We start from the raw sequence: 18,599 nt of genomic DNA on the forward strand, positions 1-18,599 counted from the left end.
TTTATAGTTCACCCAAATTCTTTTTAATTTTTACATAATCACTACCAATATTAAGCGCCGCTAGGACGGCGATTTGACGAACGTCGAGTTGTGGTGCTTGTTCTCGGATTTCTCGAATCTTCGTATCTACGAGGAGACCCACTTCGCGTACGTGTTCTGGCGACTCCGTTCCGACAATCGTATAATCATTGCCTGCGATATGAATCGTCGTCCGGTTCAACCCTTCTGAATCAGCCATTTTTCTGTCCTCCTCATACTTTGCTTCTTTCATATAGTACCATCATTTTCGTTTTAGGAAAAGAAGTCCCCCATCGGTCTTAAGGATGGTATGCTTAATCCCGGAAAGGGAGGTTAGCCTATGGGAACGACCGTTTTACGCTTATCTAAAGAAAAACAGGACTTAGTCATACAGAACTTCAAACAGAACGAGACGAAGTCTCCTCCGTATGCCCGTTTTGCTGCTAAGATTCCTGGTTGTGTCATCACGATTTATAATTCTGGAAAAGTGATGTTTCAAGGACCGCAAGCCGAAGCTATCGCTACACGTTTCGGTACGGCTTCGCCGACTAAGTCGAAAGAACCACTTGTTTCAACGTTACCGAATGGTTTTTCGGAATGGTCCGTCGTTGGTAGTGACGAAGTCGGGAAAGGCGATTTCTTCGGTCCACTCGTCGTCGCCGCTTCCTTTGTTGATCGAAAGCAGATTGCACTTCTTCACGAACTCGGTGTCCGAGACTCCAAACATTTGAACGATATCGAGATTCGTCGAATTGCTCGCGATCTCCATGCTGTTATTCCGTACACATATCGTATTCTACATAATCCAGAATACAATCAGATGCAACGGTCGATGACTCAAGGAAAGATGACTGCCCTGATGCATAATGATGTAATCGAGCGGCTTCTTGACCAACTGGAGACGAAACCAGAAGCGATTTTAATTGATCAGTTCGCCGAAAAAAGTGTCTATTATAAATACCTAGCTGGTGTCGTGAATCCTGTTCGAGAAAATGTCTACTTCTCGACTAAAGCGGAACAACTTCATGTCGCCGTCGCTGCTTCATCCATCATCGCTCGTGCGATTTTTCTCAAGGAAATGGACAAGTTAAGTGAGTCAACAGGTGTCGTCATTCCTAAAGGTGCTGGCGCCAAGGTTGACCAAGTCGCGGCTTCACTGATTTTACGTTATGGCTCTGACAAACTGCGTGACTGGACGAAAGCTCATTTTGCGAATACAAAAAAGGCACAACAATTAGCTACGAAACGAAACCGACCATGACCCTTGCGGAATGGTCGGTTTTTAAATGACGGATTCTCCTTCAGACAGCCGTTCTAGTTCCGCAAGCAGTATATGTTTTTCATTAAAAGGAATCGTTTTAGTTCCGATTCGTTCCACCTCATCATGCCCTTTTCCGACAATGACGACGCGTTGCCCTCGATGCGCGAGATGCGCGGCTTGTACGAGTGCTTCATGACGAGACGTGTGACACCCAATTAACCGCTCTTTCGGAACATCAACAATTAACTCATCGATGATCTGATTCGGAGCCTCTGATCTCGCATCATGAACAGTTGCTATGATATGTTCGCAATATTTACTTGCGATTCGTCCCATCTCCGCTCGTTTTGATCGGTCACGCTCTCCAGCTGCACTCAAGACAATCGATAGCGACTCGCCTATATAAGTAAGTGCCTGTAAACATTTTTCTAGACCATCTGGGGTATGCGCATAATCGAGATAGATTTCGCAAGAAGTCCATTCCAGTCGTTCAAGTCGTCCTTTCGGTAACTCCAGTTCTGGAATATGACGAATCAGTGCATACAGATTGGCATTGCCTGCCCGCAATAATCCCATTGCTGCCGCTAAATTCGCCGCATTGAATTCACCAAGTAAAGCTGTCGGTACACGTGTCGTCGTCTCATCGATCCGGACATTGATGGTGTCGGTCAGCCATTCGACTGCGATTTGTGACGTCCGGTGTGGTTGCGTCGTATACCAAATAACTGGTTGCAAAGGTGCGGCATCTCGCATGACACGACTCCAACCGTCTTCTCGATTTAAGACGATGGTCTGTCCGTTTGACGCAGCAACTTGTTGAAACAACAAAGCTTTCGTCTTGGCGTACTCTTCCATCGAATGATGATAATCAAGATGATCATGCGATAAATTCGTAAAGGCTGCCGAATGGAAGGAAACTCCCTCGACTCTCCCTTCAGCGAGCGCATGAGAAGACACTTCAATAATACAATCCGTCACGCCTTGTTCAACCATCTCGAACAATAATCGATGCAGAATGATCGCTTCGGGCGTCGTATTTGGCGTCTCGATGAGTTCTTCATCGATCCGTGCACCGACCGTGCTGATCATGCCGGCTTTCACACCAGTCGCCCGAAAGAGATCGTACGCTAATTTCGTTGTCGTCGTTTTTCCGTTCGTTCCTGTTACACCATAAACACGCATTTTTTGACTCGGTTGATTATAAAAGCGATTCGCGACTTGACCCGCAAGTCGTTTTGTATCCGATACGATGATGATAGGAACTGGACAGTCGGGAAACGGCCGTTCAGCCAAAATTGCCACAGCTCCATTTTCGATTGCTTGATTGATATAATCATGACCATCAACGGTGTAACCGTTGATACAAATAAACAGTCCATTCGGTTTGATTTGACGTGAATCGGTGGCGATATTCGTGATCAATGGATTGATTGCTTCATTTATAGGAATTGGCAATAATTCAGTCAGAAGCTTCGCTAGTCGATTCATGATGTACTCTTCCTTTCTTCTCTCTATGTCCAAATAGTACAGTCAACTTATCGTAAGAGTAAGCACTCGATGTTTTAAGTTGAACAAATACCCTTTTACGGAACATACCCCGTTCGAGCATTGCTTAATCTTTTTCATTTAAGAACCTCATTCCTGTTAATACATGCACGAAGTTTTTTCATCTTGCACCTCTCACCCAGCTTTGATACACTCTTAAGGTTAACTAGTTAACTAAAGGAGAAATAAAAATGCTTTATACCCAAGAAGATGTCCTCGGACAATTATCCAAAGTATCACGTCTCGTCAAACGAGAAGTTGATGCTACCTTAGCTCCATATTCCTTACATACGGGTCAATGGGCGCTATTGAAAGCAGTTGCGTTATTCCAACCTGTTTCACAAGTTCAATTGGCACATTATTTGATCATCGAAAAACCAGCTGTGACAAAAACCGTTTCACGTCTTGAGACACTCGGATTCATCACTCGAACGAAAGAAGGACGAACACACTTCGTCTCGTTGACACCTTTAGCCATCGAACGGTTCGACCAAATCGACGCTGCTGTCCAAGAGACACATCAACGATTACTTGCCACCTTCCCCCTTGCCGATCAGCAACAACTCGGTGAATGGATGACACACTTACTCACTCTACATCGACAGGAGGAATCCTCATGACCACTCGATTATTTTCACGTCATTACGTCATGACGTTGGTCATCAATCTATTGCTCTTCATCACGTTTTACCTACTCAATGCCTCACTGCCTTTACTGGCTGCTAAGCAGTTTCCAGTCTCTGCTTCAGCACTCGGATGGATTGTGACTAGCTTCATCCTGGCAACGGTCTGTTCTCGTCCATTGATTGGTCACTGGTTGGATCGTTACGATTTGAAGCGCGTCTTGATGATCTCTGCGACTCTCTTTACAATGATGAGCATTTGTTACCTGCTCGTCCTACCACTGGAATCATTCTTCTATTTGATCATCATCCGTATCATTCATGGTTTTAGTTTTGGGATGTTGTCTTCTTCAATCAGTCTCGCTGTCACGACATTGATCCCAAAAACACGTCAAGGCGAAGGTATGGGATATTTTGTACTATCGATGAACTTGGCATCCGTTCTTGGTCCTGTCATCGGTCTAACCTTTATTCAAGAAAAAGCCTTTGCTCTTTATTTCGTCACGGTTGCTGCCCTAGCCATCATCGCCTTATTGTTAATGATGCGTTTGCCACTAACAAGCCAACATATTCCAAGCACATCCGCATTTCGTTTAAGCCAGTCTCTCTTTTTATCGCGTCCACTTTTGTTAGTAGCGACCCTTTTGGCAGGCGTTGCAATTTCTAGTACTTCAGCGTTCATTTCACTGTATACGGACTCGATCGGACATGTGGCATATGCTTCTTATTTTTATGCGTTAGTTGCTCTTGGAATGGTCGGGATTCGACCAATTGCCGGAAAACTGTTCGACCAGCGGGGTGCCGCATTCGTGTTATTGCCATCGTTTGTTCTTTATATGATTGGCTTTGTCATTCTCGGCATGTATCCTTCTTTTGCCGGTTTATTGACTGCTGCCGTCATCATTGGTGTCGGTTCGGCGTCTATCTTCCCGGGTCTTCAAACCGTCCTCTTGAATTTCGCACCTCCCGCACAGAAAGGGAAAGCCATCTCGACCTTTTTCCTTGCTTACGACACGGGCTTCGGAATCGGTGCCTTGATTCTCGCCACAGTCGCAAGCGGTATCGGCTATTCGAATATGTTCTTATCCTGTAGTCTAATCGTTCTCGTAAGTGGTCTACTGTACTTTATCTTTACGAAACGACAAGCTACATCATCTGAAGCAGAAGAACTAGCTTCTTAAATCTATCTCGTCAAACGAAAACAGCCACCTTCCTCTAAGAGGAAAGCGGCTGTTTTTTTCATTCTGATTATGCACGAACTGATTATGCACGAAGTTCCGCATTGAAAGTTTCTTTCACTGCATCAACGACTCGCTGTTGCGCTGTCGTAATCTCTTCGTCGACGAGCGTCCGTTCTTTGTTTTGGTAACGAAGAGAGAAGGCGAACGATTTTTCATGTTCTCCAACGTTCTCTCCCGTATAGACATCGAATAATTCGATTGCCTGTAGAAGTGGACCGGCCGCCTCCGTCATGACATCGACGATTGATTGTGCCGTCACTGATCGCTCAACGACGATTGCTAAGTCACGTGTCATCGATGGGAAACGTGAGATTTCCGAGTAGACCTGTTCTTCCTTCGAACGCAATACCATTGCCTCTAACTCGAAGACGTACACTTCTTTTAGACCATACTGTTCTTTTGACAGACCAGGATGCACTTGACCGACGAATCCGATTGCTTCTCCATCAAACAGAATACGTGCCGTCCGCCCTGGGTGCATCGATGGAATGCTCGCTGCCTCAAACGTCAACGTGATACCAGACGCAGATGCGAGTGTCTCGACGATTCCTTTCATGACGAAGAAATCTGTTTTAACAAGTGTGCCATGAGCACGGTGTTGTTCTGATACACCAACTGCGACGCCACCAATCATTTCTTGTTCGATTGGAAGTGTCTCAAGTGAAGCATCTCGTTGTAGATAAACACTACCGAGTTCATAGAATGCGACATCTGCATGCTGTCGAGCGACGTTATGTTGTGCGACTTCAAGGAGTCCCGGAATGAGTGATGTCCGCAATGTCGAACGTGCTTCACTGATTGGCATCGCCAGTTTGACTGGATGCAGATCTTCCCGTTCATTGAATTGCATCGCGCGTTGCTCGCTCGTCAATGAATACGTGATCGCTTGTGAGAGACCCGCTCCCTGCAATGTCCGACGTAAATGACGACGATGGATGTTCCGTTTTGGTAAGAAACCACGGCTCGCTTCAGACGGTAAGCTTGAAGTCAGTGCATCATATCCATAGAGACGTGCGACCTCTTCCGCTAAATCAGCCGGAATTTTCAAATCTTGGCGGCGAGTCGGTACGCTGACCGTCAAGGCATCCCCCGATAATTCAACACCGAGACCAAGACGTTCGAGTAACGTTTGCATGACCGTTCCTTCAATTTCCATACCAAGACGATGATTGATGTACGAGACACTCGCTTCAATCAAATGATCGTCAAGCTCGAGCGTTCCGGCTTGAGCGACACCGGCTTGAACCGTTCCACCCGAGAGTTCAGCAATCAAAGCTGCAGCACGATCGAGTGCTAACAAGACACGACGTGGGTCGACACCTTTTTCAAAACGCGCACTCGAGTCAGAACGGAGTCCAAGAACACGGCTCGTCTTCCGGACAGAAATCGGTGCGAAATAAGCAGACTCTAAAATGATCGATGTCGTATTACCGTCCACTTCGGTATTTGCTCCACCCATGACTCCAGCAAGCGCGACCGGGCGTTCACCGTCTGTGATGACGAGCATCGAAGAATCAAGTGTCCGCTCGACTTCGTCGAGCGTCGTGAATGACTCCCCTGCACGTGCTTGACGCACGACGATTTGTTTCCCGAGTTTTTCGGCATCGAATGAATGAAGCGGCTGACCTGTTTCAAGTAAAACGAAGTTCGTGACGTCGACGACGTTGTTGATCGGACGAATGCCGTTCGCGATCAAGCGGTTTTTTAACCAAGTCGGTGATTCTTGAATCGTCACCCCTTGGATTTCTCGTGCCGCGTAGAACGAGCAGTCTTCTGAATCAAGCGTCACTTCTACTGTCGTCGCTGGCTCTGCTTCGTTGACTTCAACGACCGGGAAAGTCGGTGTCGTGTCATAAAGCGCGGCCACTTCGTGTGCGACACCATACATGCTGAGACAGTCCGAACGGTTCGGTGTTAAGCCAAGTTCGAGGATTTCGTCGCGAAGACCGAGTAATTCCAAGACGTCTTGTCCTGGTGTGACCGGTTCACGGAACGTATGGATACCATCTTGCTCATCTTCTCGGATATATTTCTTTTCGAATCCGAGTTCTTCAAGTGAACAGATCATCCCTTCCGAGACGACACCGCGCAATTTGGCACGTTTAATCTTAATACCCGGTAAGCGAGCTCCAACGCGTGCGACGATGACATCTTGTCCGGCTTCGACGTTCGGTGCACCACATACGATTTGGACCGGTTCGTCTTGTCCGATGTCGACCGTCGTGACGTTCAATTTATCTGCTTCTGGATGTTTTTCTTTCGTTAACACACGTCCGACGACGATGTTGTTTAACGCTTCATCCCGGACATCGACGCCTTCGACTTCGATTCCACTCTTAGTAATCAAATCAGCCAGGTCTTGTCCTGATGTATGACTGACATCCACATATTCGTTCAACCATTGTTTTGAGACTAACATCTGCGTTCCTCCTTAAAACTGTTCGCTGAAGCGAACGTCATTCGTATAGAAGTGGCGAATATCATCGACACCGTATTTCAACATGGCAATCCGTTCGATGCCCATTCCGAATGCAAAACCTGACATTTTCGTGCTATCATATTCGGCCATTTCGAGAACGTGAGGATGAACCATTCCAGCACCTAGAATTTCAATCCAACCCGTCTGTTTACAGATGTTGCATCCTTTACCGCCACATTTGAAACACGAAACGTCGACTTCGACGGACGGCTCCGTGAACGGGAAGAAACTTGGACGTAAGCGGACTTCACGTGCTTCACCGAACATCTGCTTCGCGAAGGCTTCAAGCGTTCCTTTTAAGTCTGCCATCGAAATCGATTCTCCGACGACTAGTCCTTCGACTTGCATGAATTGATGCGAGTGCGTCGCATCATCTTCGTCTCGACGATAGACTTTACCTGGGCAAAGAATGCGGATCGGTTCACCTTTAGAAGCGAGCATCGTCCGTGCTTGGACCGGCGACGTATGCGTTCGCATCAAGATTTCTTCCGTGATGTAGAATGAATCTTGCATATCACGTGCTGGGTGATCCTTCGGCAGATTCAACATCTCGAAGTTGAAAAGATCTTGCTCGACTTCTGGTCCTTCAGCAATCGTATAACCGAGTCCGACAAAGATGTCTTCGATCTCATCCGTCACTTGTTGCAAGAGGTGCGCATGACCGACCTTTTTCGGACGACCTGGTAAAGTGACGTCAATTGCTTCCGCTGCCAGTTTCGCATCCATTTCTTGTTGTTTGACAGCTGTCAGACGTTGTTCGAGTTGCTCTTGGATCGCTTGACGGACCGTATTAGCGATCTCACCGACGACTGGTCGTTCTTCCGCTGATAACTTTCCCATTCCTCGTAATACTTCCGTAATTGGTCCCTTTTTCCCGAGATACTTGACTCGGACGTCATTAAGATCTTTTTGTGTTCTTGCCTGATCGACTAATGTCAACGCTTCATCGCGTAATGCTTCTAATTGCTCGCGCATCTTTCCCACTCCTTTAGTTGAAGATATAAAAAAACGTCCCTCCGGCAAATGCCGAAGGGACGATGTAAACACCGTGGTACCACCCTTGTTTGACTTTTCAATCGAAAAGTCCTCCAGTTGCGCGATAACGGGCGCATCCCGTCACGATCTCTCGTGCGACTCCGGAGTGAATTCGGTTAGCAGATTCACGAAGCAGTTTTCAGTCTACGACCGCTTCTCCCTGATTGAATCATTCCCTAACGTACTCTGTTCCATCAACGTCCATGATGTATTCCTGATGTTCACTTTAGCATGAACGCTTGTCGGTTTCAATCCACGCTTGCAAAATGATAGAGCAAAATGCCAGCCGCTACTGCCGCATTCAATGACTCCGCTTTACCGCGGATCGGGATGTAGGCACGCTCATCACAGTAAGAGAGCAATTCTGGCGCAACGCCTTGTGCTTCGTTCCCGATGATCAAACCGAGTGCATCCATCGGTGCGATCGTTTGATAAGACGTTGCTCCTTCTAACGCCGTGCCGATTACCGCAATTCCTTGCTCGTGCAGTGCATTGACTGCCTCTTCGAGCGGCATGGAGATGACAGGTAGGTGGAACAGCGATCCTTGGGTCGCACGGATGACTTTTCCGTTATAGACGTCAACTGTTCCCGGTCCGACGACGACACCATCGAATCCAGCTGCGTCAGCTGTCCGAATCATCGTCCCGACGTTCCCTGGATCTTGTAGACGATCGAGCAACAAATAGCGTCCTCGTTCTAATTGTGCCGAAGCTTGTTTCATCTCACAGACAGCGAAGATGCCTTGCGACGTTTCCGTCTCAGCCAGTACTTTGATGACGGCTTCATCGATCGTAAAGACATCGGCATTTCTTTTCCAAGAACCTGGTACTTGGTACGATTCACGCACGATCAATTCCTTGACGATTCCAGCGCGAACCGCCTCTTCAATCAAGTGTTCTCCTTCGATCAAGAAACGGTTCGTCTGCAGACGTCCTTTTTTCGTTAAGAGTTTTTTCCATTGTTTAACGATTTCGTTCTTTGCTGATGCGATGTGCTTCATTATTTTATTACCCCTCGTAGATCGCTTGGACGGTCTCCGCATCAAGACGTTTTGTGACAGCAACGACTAAATCGACGGCTGCCTCGAAATCGGCTTTATGCATGATTGAGACGTTCGTGTGCAAGTAACGGATCGGTACAGTCAATGCAAGTGATGGAACACCTGTATTAGACAAATGGAATTTTGCTGCATCCGTTCCGCCACCTGGCGTTAAGTCCAGTTGATACTTGATATTTTCTTCTGTTGCGACTTTCGTCACGAAATCGATCAATCCACGATGTGCGATCATCGTTGCATCGAACATGATGACTTGAACGCCTTCACCTAATTTAGACAATGCTTCACGATCGGTCATTCCTGGCGTATCACCTGGGATACCTGTATCGACTGCAAAGGCGATTGATGGTTTCAGCAGGTGTGCGACGGTTTGAGCCCCACGTAACCCGACTTCTTCCTGAACAGTCGCTCCTGCGAAAATCGTGTTCGGATGACCGTCTGCTTTTAAGCGTTTGATTGCTTCGATTGCGATGGCACAACCAATCCGGTTGTCCCACGCTTTTGCCATCAAGAAGTTCTCATTTTTCATCACAGTAAATTCGCAATGTGGAACGACCGTATCACCCGGACGAATTCCCCAACCGTCGACTTCTTCTTTTGATGAAGCACCGATATCGATGAACATATCTTTAATGTCGACCGGCTTATTGCGCGCTTCCGGTGGTAAAACATGAGGTGGTTTTGCACCGATTACACCTGGAATGACTTCACCAGATGACGTTACAATGTTCATACGCTGTGCCAAGAGGACTTGACCCCACCAACCGCCGAGTGGTTGGAAACGAAGGAATCCTTTTTCATCGATCTTCGTGACCATGAATCCGACTTCATCCATGTGACCAGCAATCAATACACGTGGTGCATCTTCGCCTGCGCCTTTATGTTCAGCAAACAGACTACCGAGACCATCCTGGTGGAATGCTTCTGCATGAGGTTCTAAATATTCACGCATGAGGCTCCGGACTTCTTTTTCGTTTCCCGGTACACCTGTTGCGTCCGTGAGACGTTTTAGCATATGTAATTGTTCGTTCATCTGATTTCCTCCTTAGTAACCGTTGTCTTGTCGCACATGGTTTGCTTCATTTTTAGAAATGTAAGCCTTGAAAATCATATCCTGTGTAAAGCCTAGTGTAGCACCTAATGCAAGGTATGCACCAATCAGAACATCATAACTTTGTTCCGTCCGCGAAATCGCAAAGACGTTCGTTTTGTTATAGACGTCTAAAAAAGCATCTGTTGCTGTCAAATAGAAGTCACCTTCTGTAAAATGACTCTTCTTGTACTCAAGCGCTAGACCTAGTGAGAGTAGAAAATGGACGCCATCGACATATTCCTCAAGAATTGTGACTTGAGCGGATGGTCCCTTGTTCGACCAGAACTTAAAGCAACGTGTCTCGTTCGCAAGTTCACCGAGTTCGACCAATAAGGCAAGCAGACGCTCGTCGAATTGATTGCCTGTTAATTGATGTTCTGACTGAATCCGTTTATCCAACTGTTCTTGCATCTCAAAAAGTGTCAACCAATCCATCTTTAATTCTCCTTCTATCTAAAAAAATCATATGACCGTCTCATCGACGTGCCTTCTTATTTTATCATTAAATCGAAAAAAACGTCGGAGAATTAAATTCCCCGACGAATTGTAGAACTTAAGCGTTCAATTTTGCTTTTGCTGTGTCAGCAAGTGAAGCAAATGCAGTTGCATCTGTAACTGCGAGGTCAGCGAGCATCTTACGGTTAACGTCGATACCTGCTAATTTAAGACCATGCATCATGCGGCTGTAAGAAAGACCGTTGATACGTGCTGCCGCATTGATCCGAGTGATCCAGAGGCGACGGAAGTCACGTTTCTTTTGACGACGGTCACGGTAAGCGTACATGAGAGATTTCATGACTTGCTGTTTCGCAACCTTGAAGAGTGTATGTTTCGAGCCGTAGTAGCCCTTAGCTAATTTGAGTTGTTTTTTACGACGTTGACGAGTCGTATATCCGCCTTTTACGCGTGGCATATAAATTCCCTCCTAAATCTGTATACGATTGGATAAATTACTTCGCGATCATGTGACGGATGCGTTTGAAGTCACCCGTAGATACCATGCTAGCTTTACGTAATTTACGTTTCGCTTTTGTTGATTTGTTACCGAACAAGTGGCTTGTGTAAGCACGACCACGTTTCAATTTGCCAGAAGCAGTACGTTTGAAACGTTTAGAAGCACCGCGGTGCGATTTCATTTTAGGCATGAGAGATTCCCTCCTACTTCGATTCGATTAGTCTTCTTTCTTAGGAGCAAGCACGAGGAACATGCTGCGTCCTTCCATCTTCGGTCTCTGTTCCACAACACCGAACTCACTTAAATCCGTTGCGAGGCGTTCGAGAACGCGTCTACCGATTTCCGAGTGAGTGATGGCACGACCGCGGAAACGAATACTCGCTTTCACTTTGTTACCATTCTCCAAGAATTTCTTCGCATTACGGAATTTCGTTTGGAAGTCGTTCTCCTCGATCGTCGGGCTAAGACGAACTTCTTTCATCTGAATCACTTTCTGATTCTTCCGAGTTTCTTTGTCCTTCTTTTGCATCTCGAAACGGTATTTACCATAGTCCATGATCTTACAAACTGGCGGTGTCGCTTGTGGAGCGACCATGACGAGGTCAAGTTCCGCTTCCTCTGCGAGACGTAGCGCTTCGTTGCGTGATTGGACACCTAGTTGAGCACCATCCGCTCCGATAAGACGAACTTCCCGGGCACGGATGCTTTCATTGATTAACAGATCTTTGCTAATGGTTAGCACCTCCATCGTGCATTGCACGAAAAATGAATGATAGAAAACGCTATAAAAAAAGCGTCGGCAGTTTTTCCCGCCCACACTCATAAGGAACGCCAAGGCACAGCATTTGCTATACATTGCGTATCTTCATGATGAACCAGTACGAGTTATCATACATGGTGAGAAGCGGGATGCTTCTGCTTTGTTGTCATTTCACTTTGCTATCATAGCACTTGTTTTCCCGTGATGTCAAGCCGCTTTCTATGTTCTTACAGAACGTTGCTCACATACTTGATTATAATAGCAATCCTTTTACGGATAAGCAAGAAGTTTCTAACCTGTTTTTCACGGGTACATTCATAACATGAAAAAAGATTCAGAACATTCGCAAGCAAAACTGTTTATTTAGAATGATTATTGTTTTATAATTAATTTAATCTTACATAAAGGGGAGAATAACAGATGACTGAAAAACGATTAACGACCAATCAAGGTGTACCAATCGGAGACAACCAGAATTCACGTACGGCTGGACGTCGCGGACCAACTTTATTAGAAGACTATCAATTAATTGAAAAGATGGCCCATTTCGATCGGGAACGTGTACCTGAGCGCGTCGTACATGCTCGTGGCTTTGGTGCTCACGGTGTCTTCACTGTCAAAAATTCGATGAAAAAGTACACGAAAGCTGCGTTTTTACAAGAAGAAGGGACAGAAGTTCCTGTTTTCGCCCGCTTCTCGACTGTTATTCACGGCACGCATTCTCCAGAGACGCTCCGCGATCCACGTGGATTCTCTGTCAAGTTCTATACAGAAGAAGGAAACTGGGATTTCGTCGGGAACAACCTTCCTGTCTTCTTCATTCGTGACGCCATGAAATTCCCGGATATGGTCCATTCTCTCAAACCAGATCCACGCACGAATATTCAAGATCCTGACCGTTACTGGGACTTCATGACACTTCGTCCGGAATCGACGAACATGCTCATGCACCTTTTCACGGATGAGGGTATTCCTGCAAGCTACCGTAAAATGCGTGGTTCTTCCGTTCACTCGTTCAAATGGGTGAATGCACACGGTAATACGGTTTATGTGAAACTACGCTGGGTACCAAAAGCTGGTGTTCATAATCTCTCAGCTGAAGAAGCAACAGAGATTCAAGGAAAAGATTTCAACCATGCTTCAAACGATACGTTCCAAGCGATTGAAGATGGCGATTACCCGGAATGGGATCTGTTCGTACAGGTACTTGATCCGGCTGACGTCGATCAGTTCGATTTCGATCCGCTCGACGCGACAAAAGATTGGTTTGAGGATGTCATTCCGTTCCAACACGTTGGTACAATGACATTGAACAAAAATGTCGACAACTACTTTGCTGAAACAGAATCGGTTGGTTTTAACCCAGGTGTCTTGATTCCAGGGATGTTGCCATCTGAAGATAAGTTACTACAAGGTCGCTTGTTCTCTTACTCAGATACACAACGCTACCGTATTGGCACGAATTATCAACAACTTCCAATCAACTGTCCGTTTGCACAAGTGAACAACTACCAACGTGACGGTGCAATGCCGGTCGGTCAGCAAACGAGTCCGGTCAACTACGAACCGAACCGTTATCAAGAAGAACCAAAAGAAACACCCGAGTATACGGAAGAAAATCAACCGTTGCTTGATGATAAACACGGTCGTCTCGAAATCGAGAAGACGAATAACTTTGGTCAAGCCGGAGAAGTATACCGTCGCCTGACAGAAGAAGAGCAAGCAGCTCTCTTGAAGAACCTCGTCAATGACCTTCAGCAAGTCCGTCATGAAAATACGGTCCTGCTCGCAATCTGTAACTTCTATCGTGCTGATGCATCACTCGGTCAGAAGCTATCAGAAGCGCTTCAAGTCAATATCGAACCGTTCCTGCAACAAATGCGTTCATAACGCAAAACGAGCACCCTCGACACTAGTCTTGGGTGCTTGTTTGTGTCTTAGTATGGAATAAAATCGTAACGCTCTGCCGTTTTATACGTGAACTCGTTCAGTTTTTTGAATAAGACGATTTGGTCGAGTCCAACCTGCTTGACCGTATTTTGTTGCATGTACCGTTTTTGATCTGCTGTAAACGTATTATAGATTGGAGCATAGCCGTTACTTTGGAACGGTTGCATTTGAATCGCGCGATCCGCGTCTTCCAATCGATTGTAGCGAATTGTCCCTCCGACAACTCCTCTACCGAGAATCGTCATCGCTTTTCCATCTGCTCGATGCACGTTTCGGATCGTATTGTAGCGGACCGTTGGATTCTCCCAGTTCATCATCGAAATCGCATAATCCTTCGTTCCGTCAATCGTGTTTTTTTCAATCCGGACATTCGTGTGTAATTTGTTTTCCGTGTATTGATGTGTGCCGATTGCCACATTGATGTTACGGAACAAGTTATTACGAATCGTGATGTCTTCATTTGGAGTGCCATCTTGATTCGACCACTTCCAGTTGAAGCCCTTCGTGATTGGATCTGGGGTATCGAGATTAATCGATTCATTCGGACCTGTATTCGGTATCATGACGGCATCGACGAATTTCATGTTTTCGATGACTGCCTTCTTCGTCGCATCAAGTTCCATCGCATGTGAACCCTTTTGATTCCGTACTGTGATGCCGCCGATATATAAGTTTTGATTATGGGCAATAGCGAAAGCCGAACCACGCGCATATCGATTCAAGTCGATCTGTGCATTCCCCTTACCGATGAGTTTAACGTTCTGTGAACCGTTATATTTGCCAACTTTTTTATTCAGACGCAAAACCGATGGCGCAACGAAATCAAAGACACTCGTCGTCGAACTAATCTTTGTCGTCCCTGTCTCTGTCGTCTTTTTGATGATGACACCATCCTCTAGGATCACCGTCGTATTGGACGGGATACCAACACGTAACGGGGACAGATACGTTCCCTTTGTTAGAACGAGGGTGCCTCCCCCTTCTTTTTCAAGTCGTTCCAAATAAGAACGCATCGTATAATGATTGCGTGTCTTTGCATTATAGGTCGTATATTTACGGATTGCTGGGTCAATCGCTTCTGTTTTCGGTGTAATCCGGTATGTTTTTTTAATCGTTGTCGCCTTCGCTTCGCTCGGATGAATACCGATTAAAAGTGAAGAAGCGATGAATACAGCGAGGGTTGTTTTCTTCAATCTGTAACTTCCTTCCCATTCTTCAAAACATTTCATCCACTGAAGGTCTATTATAGCATTTATCCAATTAAAGGAAAAATGACATTTGGTCATTTTAGATAGATTCAGTTGGATGTTCTACCTGTTTCATCGGTATGAAATTGGTTTCTTTCAAGCATCCCATCACAAAAACAATCCGCCCTACATCAGCAGGGCGGATTGTTTTTGTATACATGAATTATTTTGAACGATTTGCGATTTCTTGCTCTAAATCTGCAACGAATTGTTCGAGTGATGCATTACTCGAGTCTTTTGAACCGTAACGACGAATGTTGACTTCGCGTGATTCAACTTCTTTGTCACCTAAAACGAGCATGACCGGTACTTTATTGACTTGTGCTTCACGAATACGATAACCGAGTTTCTCGTCACGGAAATCTGTTTCGACGCGGATTCCCTTTTTCAACAGGATCGCTTTGATTTCACGGGCATAGTCTTCATGAACACCGGAAACCGGAATCAATTTCACCTGAACGGGTGCGAGCCATGTTGGGAATGCGCCTTTGTATTCTTCGATCAAGTAAGCAACGAATCGTTCCATCGTTGATACGACACCTCGGTGTAAGACGACTGGACGGTGATCTTGTCCGTCGTTCCCTTTGTATGTCAATTCGAATCGCTCTGGTAAGAGGAAGTCGAGTTGGACTGTTGAGAGCGTCTCATCTTTACCAAGCGCTGTCCGAACTTGAACGTCAAGCTTTGGTCCGTAGAATGCGGCTTCGCCTTCTGCTTCGAAGTATTCGAGTTCGAGTTCATCCATTGTTTCTTTCAACTCACGTTGCGCCATTTCCCAGATCGCATCGTTGTCGAAGTACTTCTCTTTGTCCGCTGGGTCACGGTATGAAAGACGGAACTTGTAATCTGTGATCCCGAAATCAGCATAGACTTCTTGAATGAGATGAACGATGGCTTTAAACTCATCTTTCATTTGGTCAGGACGGACGAACGTATGTCCATCGTTAAGAACCATGTAACGAACGCGTTGAAGACCAGTCAAGGCACCAGACATTTCGTAACGGTGCATGCCACCAAGCTCCGCGACACGAAGTGGTAAATCACGGTACGAACGTGGTTCGTTCTTATAGACCATCATATGGTGTGGACAGTTCATCGGGCGAAGAACAAGTTCTTCATTGTCCATCTCCATTTTCGGGAACATGTCATCTTGATAGTGATCCCAGTGCCCCGATGTCTTGTATAGATCGACTGAACCGAGGACCGGTGTATAGACGTGCTCATACCCAAGTTCGAGTTCTTTATCGACGATATAACGCTCGACTGTCCGACGGATGGCTGCTCCTTTTGGTAACCACATCGGAAGTCCTTGACCGACTTCTTGAGAAGTGAAGAATAAACCAAGTTCCTTCCCGAGTTTCCGGTGATCCCGTTCTTTTGCTTCAGCGAGGAAGTGGAGGTGTTGTTTCAACTGATCTTTTGTTGCCCATGCTGTACCGTAAATCCGTTGTAACATCTTGTTTTTCGAATCACCACGCCAGTAAGCACCAGCAATGCTCATCAATTTGAAGACTTGTAGCTTCGCTGTCGCTGGAACGTGTGGTCCACGGCAGAGATCGAAGAATTCGCCTTGACGGTAAATCGTCAAATCCTGATCAGCAGGAATCGACTCGATCAATTCAATCTTCAACGGATCATTGAGTTCTTTATAGATGGCGAGTGCCTCGTCACGCGAGACGACTTCTCGTTCGATCGGCAAGTTTTCACCGGCGATTTTATTCATCATCTTCTCGATTTCTGTAAGGTCCTCTTCTGTCAGACGACGTTCCATATCGATGTCATAGTAAAAACCATTCTCGATTGTCGGTCCAATTCCAAGATGAATCGTTTCATCCGGATACAGACGTTTGATGGCTTGTGCCATCAAATGAGCTGAAGAGTGACGAATCAAGTCGAGCCCTTCTTCTGAATCCGGCATGATCAATTCAATTGTACCGTCCTCTTCGATTGGACGACGGTAATCGATGGCGTGCCCGTTCAGTTTAGCAGCAAAGGCTTTTTTACGAAGACCTGGGCTGATCGAAGCTGCCACTTCTTCAGCTGTCGTGCCGGCTGCAAATTCCTTTACGGCGCCGTCTGGAAATGTAAGTGCGATGTTTGACATGACTGTTTCCCCCTTTTACAAAATAAAAAAGACTCATCCCTAAAAAGGGACGAGTCTTAATCTCGTGGTACCACCCTCGTTCCCGGACCATGTACTGGTTCGGCTCGAACACGCGTTAACGGGCGTGAGACGCAAACGGATTAGCCCCGTTCGTGCTATGAGGGAGTAAAGACATGAATGATGCCATGAGAAGCTTCCACCGTTCTTCTCTCGCTAGTTTGGTTCATTTCATACTCCATATCCTCAATCGTTGCATCGTTTATTGACGTGTCATTAGTATAACGAATCCGTTGCTTCCTTGACAAGGAAAATTAGTAGCGACGTCGATTTTCACCAAGGAACTCGATTGGTTGCGTCGTCGTCCGGATCCGTTCCATCAGTCGTGCAGCCTTTAATTTATCGCCTTGATCGTTCGTGATCCCGAAATGGAGCTCGAGTTCATCATAAGATAAGTTCGAGCTGAATAATGTCGGCAGACGATGCATCATGCGATACTGTAAAATGATCCCGAACAATTCATCTCGTACCCACGGACTGATCGATTCAGCACCGATATCGTCAATCAACAAGACTGGAATCGTTTGAAATCCTTCGAGGAATGTATCGAATGAGTCAGATCGAATCCGCCGTTTCGCTTCAGCGACAAACCCCGGGGCATGGACAAGAATCGTTGCAATCCGTTCTTTTTTCAAAGCATTCCCGATCGCAGCCAAAAGGTATGTTTTCCCGACACCAAAGCTACCATGAAGGTATAATCCCTTGACCGTCTCCTTCGAACGGAGATGATTGAGGAACTGAGACGCCGCACGTAAGGCAAGCTTACGGTCCGTCGTCGACAAGTCAAAATCACTGAAGTTCGCATCGCGGACTTCATCCGGCAGGAACAGGCTCTTAAATTTCTTCTCAAGCGCGCGTTCATCCTCTCGGTCTTTTAACGCTTGCGACTTCTCATACGAGACGACGATCTGTCCTTTTTCGACGTGCAGGATCGGCTGGTACCCTTCGATGACTGCCTTACTTTCGATCAGTCGATTTCCGTCCATCTGTTCCGCGTATTCATTCAATTTGAGCATGCCCCGCTCGATCATCCGTTGATCGATCTCCGGATGTGTCCGCAAGAACATGATGACACCTGGATGAGACAACACTCGTTGTTGAATCGCTCGAACCGATTCTGCGACGTCCGGTCGACTTAATATTTTTTCGATAGATGATTGGATATGTTCCATG

General features: G+C 46.2%; 17 protein-coding genes. 4 read left to right on the top strand and 13 right to left on the bottom strand.

Annotated elements, in window-relative coordinates:
- Nucleotide 1: 1 nt before the first annotated feature.
- Nucleotides 2–238: a cell division protein ZapA gene (gene zapA, locus B2U10_RS02050; protein WP_029342308.1), complete on the bottom strand. Its 237-nt coding sequence runs from the start codon at nucleotides 236–238 to the stop codon at nucleotides 2–4.
- A 120-nt stretch (nucleotides 239–358) separates the two neighbouring features.
- Here zapA and rnhC point away from each other — a divergent pair, with 120 nt between their 5' ends.
- Complete coding sequence (gene rnhC, locus B2U10_RS02055; RefSeq protein WP_290785301.1) at nucleotides 359–1,279, top strand: ribonuclease HIII; 921 nt, start codon at nucleotides 359–361, stop codon at nucleotides 1,277–1,279.
- 21 nt (nucleotides 1,280–1,300) lie between these two features.
- On the opposite strand, the gene B2U10_RS02060 is transcribed toward rnhC, so the two are convergent.
- On the bottom strand, nucleotides 1,301–2,767 hold the full coding sequence (locus tag B2U10_RS02060) for a UDP-N-acetylmuramoyl-L-alanyl-D-glutamate--2,6-diaminopimelate ligase (protein ID WP_052018984.1): 1,467 nt from the start codon (nucleotides 2,765–2,767) through the stop codon (nucleotides 1,301–1,303).
- 248 nt (nucleotides 2,768–3,015) lie between these two features.
- Between B2U10_RS02060 and B2U10_RS02065 the strand changes: the two genes are divergently transcribed.
- Together B2U10_RS02065 and B2U10_RS02070 are read left to right on the top strand one after the other, a co-directional pair.
- A complete protein-coding gene (locus B2U10_RS02065) occupies nucleotides 3,016–3,444 on the top strand; it encodes a MarR family winged helix-turn-helix transcriptional regulator (protein WP_290785308.1) in 429 nt (142 codons plus the stop codon).
- Entirely contained in the window at nucleotides 3,441–4,628 is a 1,188-nt protein-coding gene (locus B2U10_RS02070; RefSeq protein ID WP_035406338.1) for an MFS transporter, read from the top strand. The genes B2U10_RS02065 and B2U10_RS02070 overlap by 4 nt, the downstream gene beginning before the upstream one ends.
- Before the next feature lie 82 nt (nucleotides 4,629–4,710).
- Here the strand turns inward: B2U10_RS02070 and pheT are convergent, their stop codons facing one another.
- The 8 genes from pheT to infC all read right to left on the bottom strand — a co-directional run bounded on the left by pheT (nucleotide 4,711) and on the right by infC (nucleotide 12,056).
- The gene (pheT, locus tag B2U10_RS02075) at nucleotides 4,711–7,107 is read right to left on the bottom strand and encodes a phenylalanine--tRNA ligase subunit beta (protein WP_290785311.1); all 2,397 of its coding nucleotides are present in this window, start codon (nucleotides 7,105–7,107) and stop codon (nucleotides 4,711–4,713) included.
- 12 nt (nucleotides 7,108–7,119) lie between these two features.
- A complete protein-coding gene (pheS, locus tag B2U10_RS02080) occupies nucleotides 7,120–8,142 on the bottom strand; it encodes a phenylalanine--tRNA ligase subunit alpha (RefSeq protein ID WP_290785314.1) in 1,023 nt (340 codons plus the stop codon).
- A gap of 308 nt (nucleotides 8,143–8,450) precedes the next feature.
- Nucleotides 8,451–9,203: a TrmH family RNA methyltransferase gene (locus B2U10_RS02085; protein WP_050677644.1), complete on the bottom strand. Its 753-nt coding sequence runs from the start codon at nucleotides 9,201–9,203 to the stop codon at nucleotides 8,451–8,453.
- A 7-nt stretch (nucleotides 9,204–9,210) separates the two neighbouring features.
- Nucleotides 9,211–10,293 (bottom strand): M42 family metallopeptidase, encoded by a 1,083-nt coding sequence (locus B2U10_RS02090; protein WP_029342316.1) that lies wholly within the window; start codon nucleotides 10,291–10,293, stop codon nucleotides 9,211–9,213.
- Between the two features lie 12 nt (nucleotides 10,294–10,305).
- Nucleotides 10,306–10,788, bottom strand: coding sequence for a dUTP diphosphatase (locus B2U10_RS02095; RefSeq protein ID WP_035406331.1), 483 nt, complete (start codon nucleotides 10,786–10,788; stop codon nucleotides 10,306–10,308).
- A gap of 118 nt (nucleotides 10,789–10,906) precedes the next feature.
- A complete protein-coding gene (rplT, locus tag B2U10_RS02100) occupies nucleotides 10,907–11,266 on the bottom strand; it encodes a 50S ribosomal protein L20 (RefSeq protein WP_012371057.1) in 360 nt (119 codons plus the stop codon).
- Nucleotides 11,267–11,303: 37 nt separating this feature from the next.
- Entirely contained in the window at nucleotides 11,304–11,498 is a 195-nt protein-coding gene (gene rpmI, locus B2U10_RS02105; RefSeq protein ID WP_023469015.1) for a 50S ribosomal protein L35, read from the bottom strand.
- Between the two features lie 27 nt (nucleotides 11,499–11,525).
- Complete coding sequence (gene infC / locus B2U10_RS02110) at nucleotides 11,526–12,056, bottom strand: translation initiation factor IF-3 (RefSeq protein ID WP_035406328.1); 531 nt, start codon at nucleotides 12,054–12,056, stop codon at nucleotides 11,526–11,528.
- Between the two features lie 432 nt (nucleotides 12,057–12,488).
- On the opposite strand from infC, the gene B2U10_RS02115 reads away from it, so the two are divergent.
- Complete coding sequence (locus B2U10_RS02115) at nucleotides 12,489–13,958, top strand: catalase (RefSeq protein ID WP_035406325.1); 1,470 nt, start codon at nucleotides 12,489–12,491, stop codon at nucleotides 13,956–13,958.
- Between the two features lie 47 nt (nucleotides 13,959–14,005).
- On the opposite strand, the gene B2U10_RS02120 is transcribed toward B2U10_RS02115, so the two are convergent.
- From B2U10_RS02120 to dnaI, 3 genes are all read right to left on the bottom strand, one after another.
- Entirely contained in the window at nucleotides 14,006–15,211 is a 1,206-nt protein-coding gene (locus tag B2U10_RS02120; RefSeq protein WP_290785316.1) for a right-handed parallel beta-helix repeat-containing protein, read from the bottom strand.
- A 217-nt stretch (nucleotides 15,212–15,428) separates the two neighbouring features.
- Nucleotides 15,429–17,369: a threonine--tRNA ligase gene (gene thrS / locus B2U10_RS02125; protein ID WP_290785319.1), complete on the bottom strand. Its 1,941-nt coding sequence runs from the start codon at nucleotides 17,367–17,369 to the stop codon at nucleotides 15,429–15,431.
- 311 nt (nucleotides 17,370–17,680) lie between these two features.
- On the bottom strand, nucleotides 17,681–18,598 hold the full coding sequence (dnaI, locus tag B2U10_RS02130; RefSeq protein ID WP_290785322.1) for a primosomal protein DnaI: 918 nt from the start codon (nucleotides 18,596–18,598) through the stop codon (nucleotides 17,681–17,683).
- Nucleotide 18,599 lies beyond the last annotated feature (1 nt).

The sequence above is a fragment of the Exiguobacterium sp. UBA7533 genome (assembly GCF_002479335.1).
Lineage (GTDB): Bacteria > Bacillota > Bacilli > Exiguobacteriales > Exiguobacteriaceae > Exiguobacterium_A.

Excerpts from the sequence above, each read along its gene's own strand:
- zapA (WP_029342308.1), bottom strand. The coding sequence starts at position 238 with ATGGCTGATTCAGAAGGGTTGAACCGGACGACGATTCATATCGCAGGC.
- rnhC (WP_290785301.1), top strand. The coding sequence starts at position 359 with ATGGGAACGACCGTTTTACGCTTATCTAAAGAAAAACAGGACTTAGTC.
- B2U10_RS02060 (WP_052018984.1), bottom strand. The coding sequence starts at position 2,767 with ATGAATCGACTAGCGAAGCTTCTGACTGAATTATTGCCAATTCCTATA.
- B2U10_RS02065 (WP_290785308.1), top strand. The coding sequence starts at position 3,016 with ATGCTTTATACCCAAGAAGATGTCCTCGGACAATTATCCAAAGTATCA.
- B2U10_RS02070 (WP_035406338.1), top strand. The coding sequence starts at position 3,441 with ATGACCACTCGATTATTTTCACGTCATTACGTCATGACGTTGGTCATC.
- pheT (WP_290785311.1), bottom strand. The coding sequence starts at position 7,107 with ATGTTAGTCTCAAAACAATGGTTGAACGAATATGTGGATGTCAGTCAT.
- pheS (WP_290785314.1), bottom strand. The coding sequence starts at position 8,142 with ATGCGCGAGCAATTAGAAGCATTACGCGATGAAGCGTTGACATTAGTC.
- B2U10_RS02085 (WP_050677644.1), bottom strand. The coding sequence starts at position 9,203 with ATGAAGCACATCGCATCAGCAAAGAACGAAATCGTTAAACAATGGAAA.
- B2U10_RS02090 (WP_029342316.1), bottom strand. The coding sequence starts at position 10,293 with ATGAACGAACAATTACATATGCTAAAACGTCTCACGGACGCAACAGGT.
- B2U10_RS02095 (WP_035406331.1), bottom strand. The coding sequence starts at position 10,788 with ATGGATTGGTTGACACTTTTTGAGATGCAAGAACAGTTGGATAAACGG.
- rplT (WP_012371057.1), bottom strand. The coding sequence starts at position 11,266 with ATGCCACGCGTAAAAGGCGGATATACGACTCGTCAACGTCGTAAAAAA.
- rpmI (WP_023469015.1), bottom strand. The coding sequence starts at position 11,498 with ATGCCTAAAATGAAATCGCACCGCGGTGCTTCTAAACGTTTCAAACGT.
- infC (WP_035406328.1), bottom strand. The coding sequence starts at position 12,056 with ATGGAGGTGCTAACCATTAGCAAAGATCTGTTAATCAATGAAAGCATC.
- B2U10_RS02115 (WP_035406325.1), top strand. The coding sequence starts at position 12,489 with ATGACTGAAAAACGATTAACGACCAATCAAGGTGTACCAATCGGAGAC.
- thrS (WP_290785319.1), bottom strand. The coding sequence starts at position 17,369 with ATGTCAAACATCGCACTTACATTTCCAGACGGCGCCGTAAAGGAATTT.
- dnaI (WP_290785322.1), bottom strand. The coding sequence starts at position 18,598 with ATGGAACATATCCAATCATCTATCGAAAAAATATTAAGTCGACCGGAC.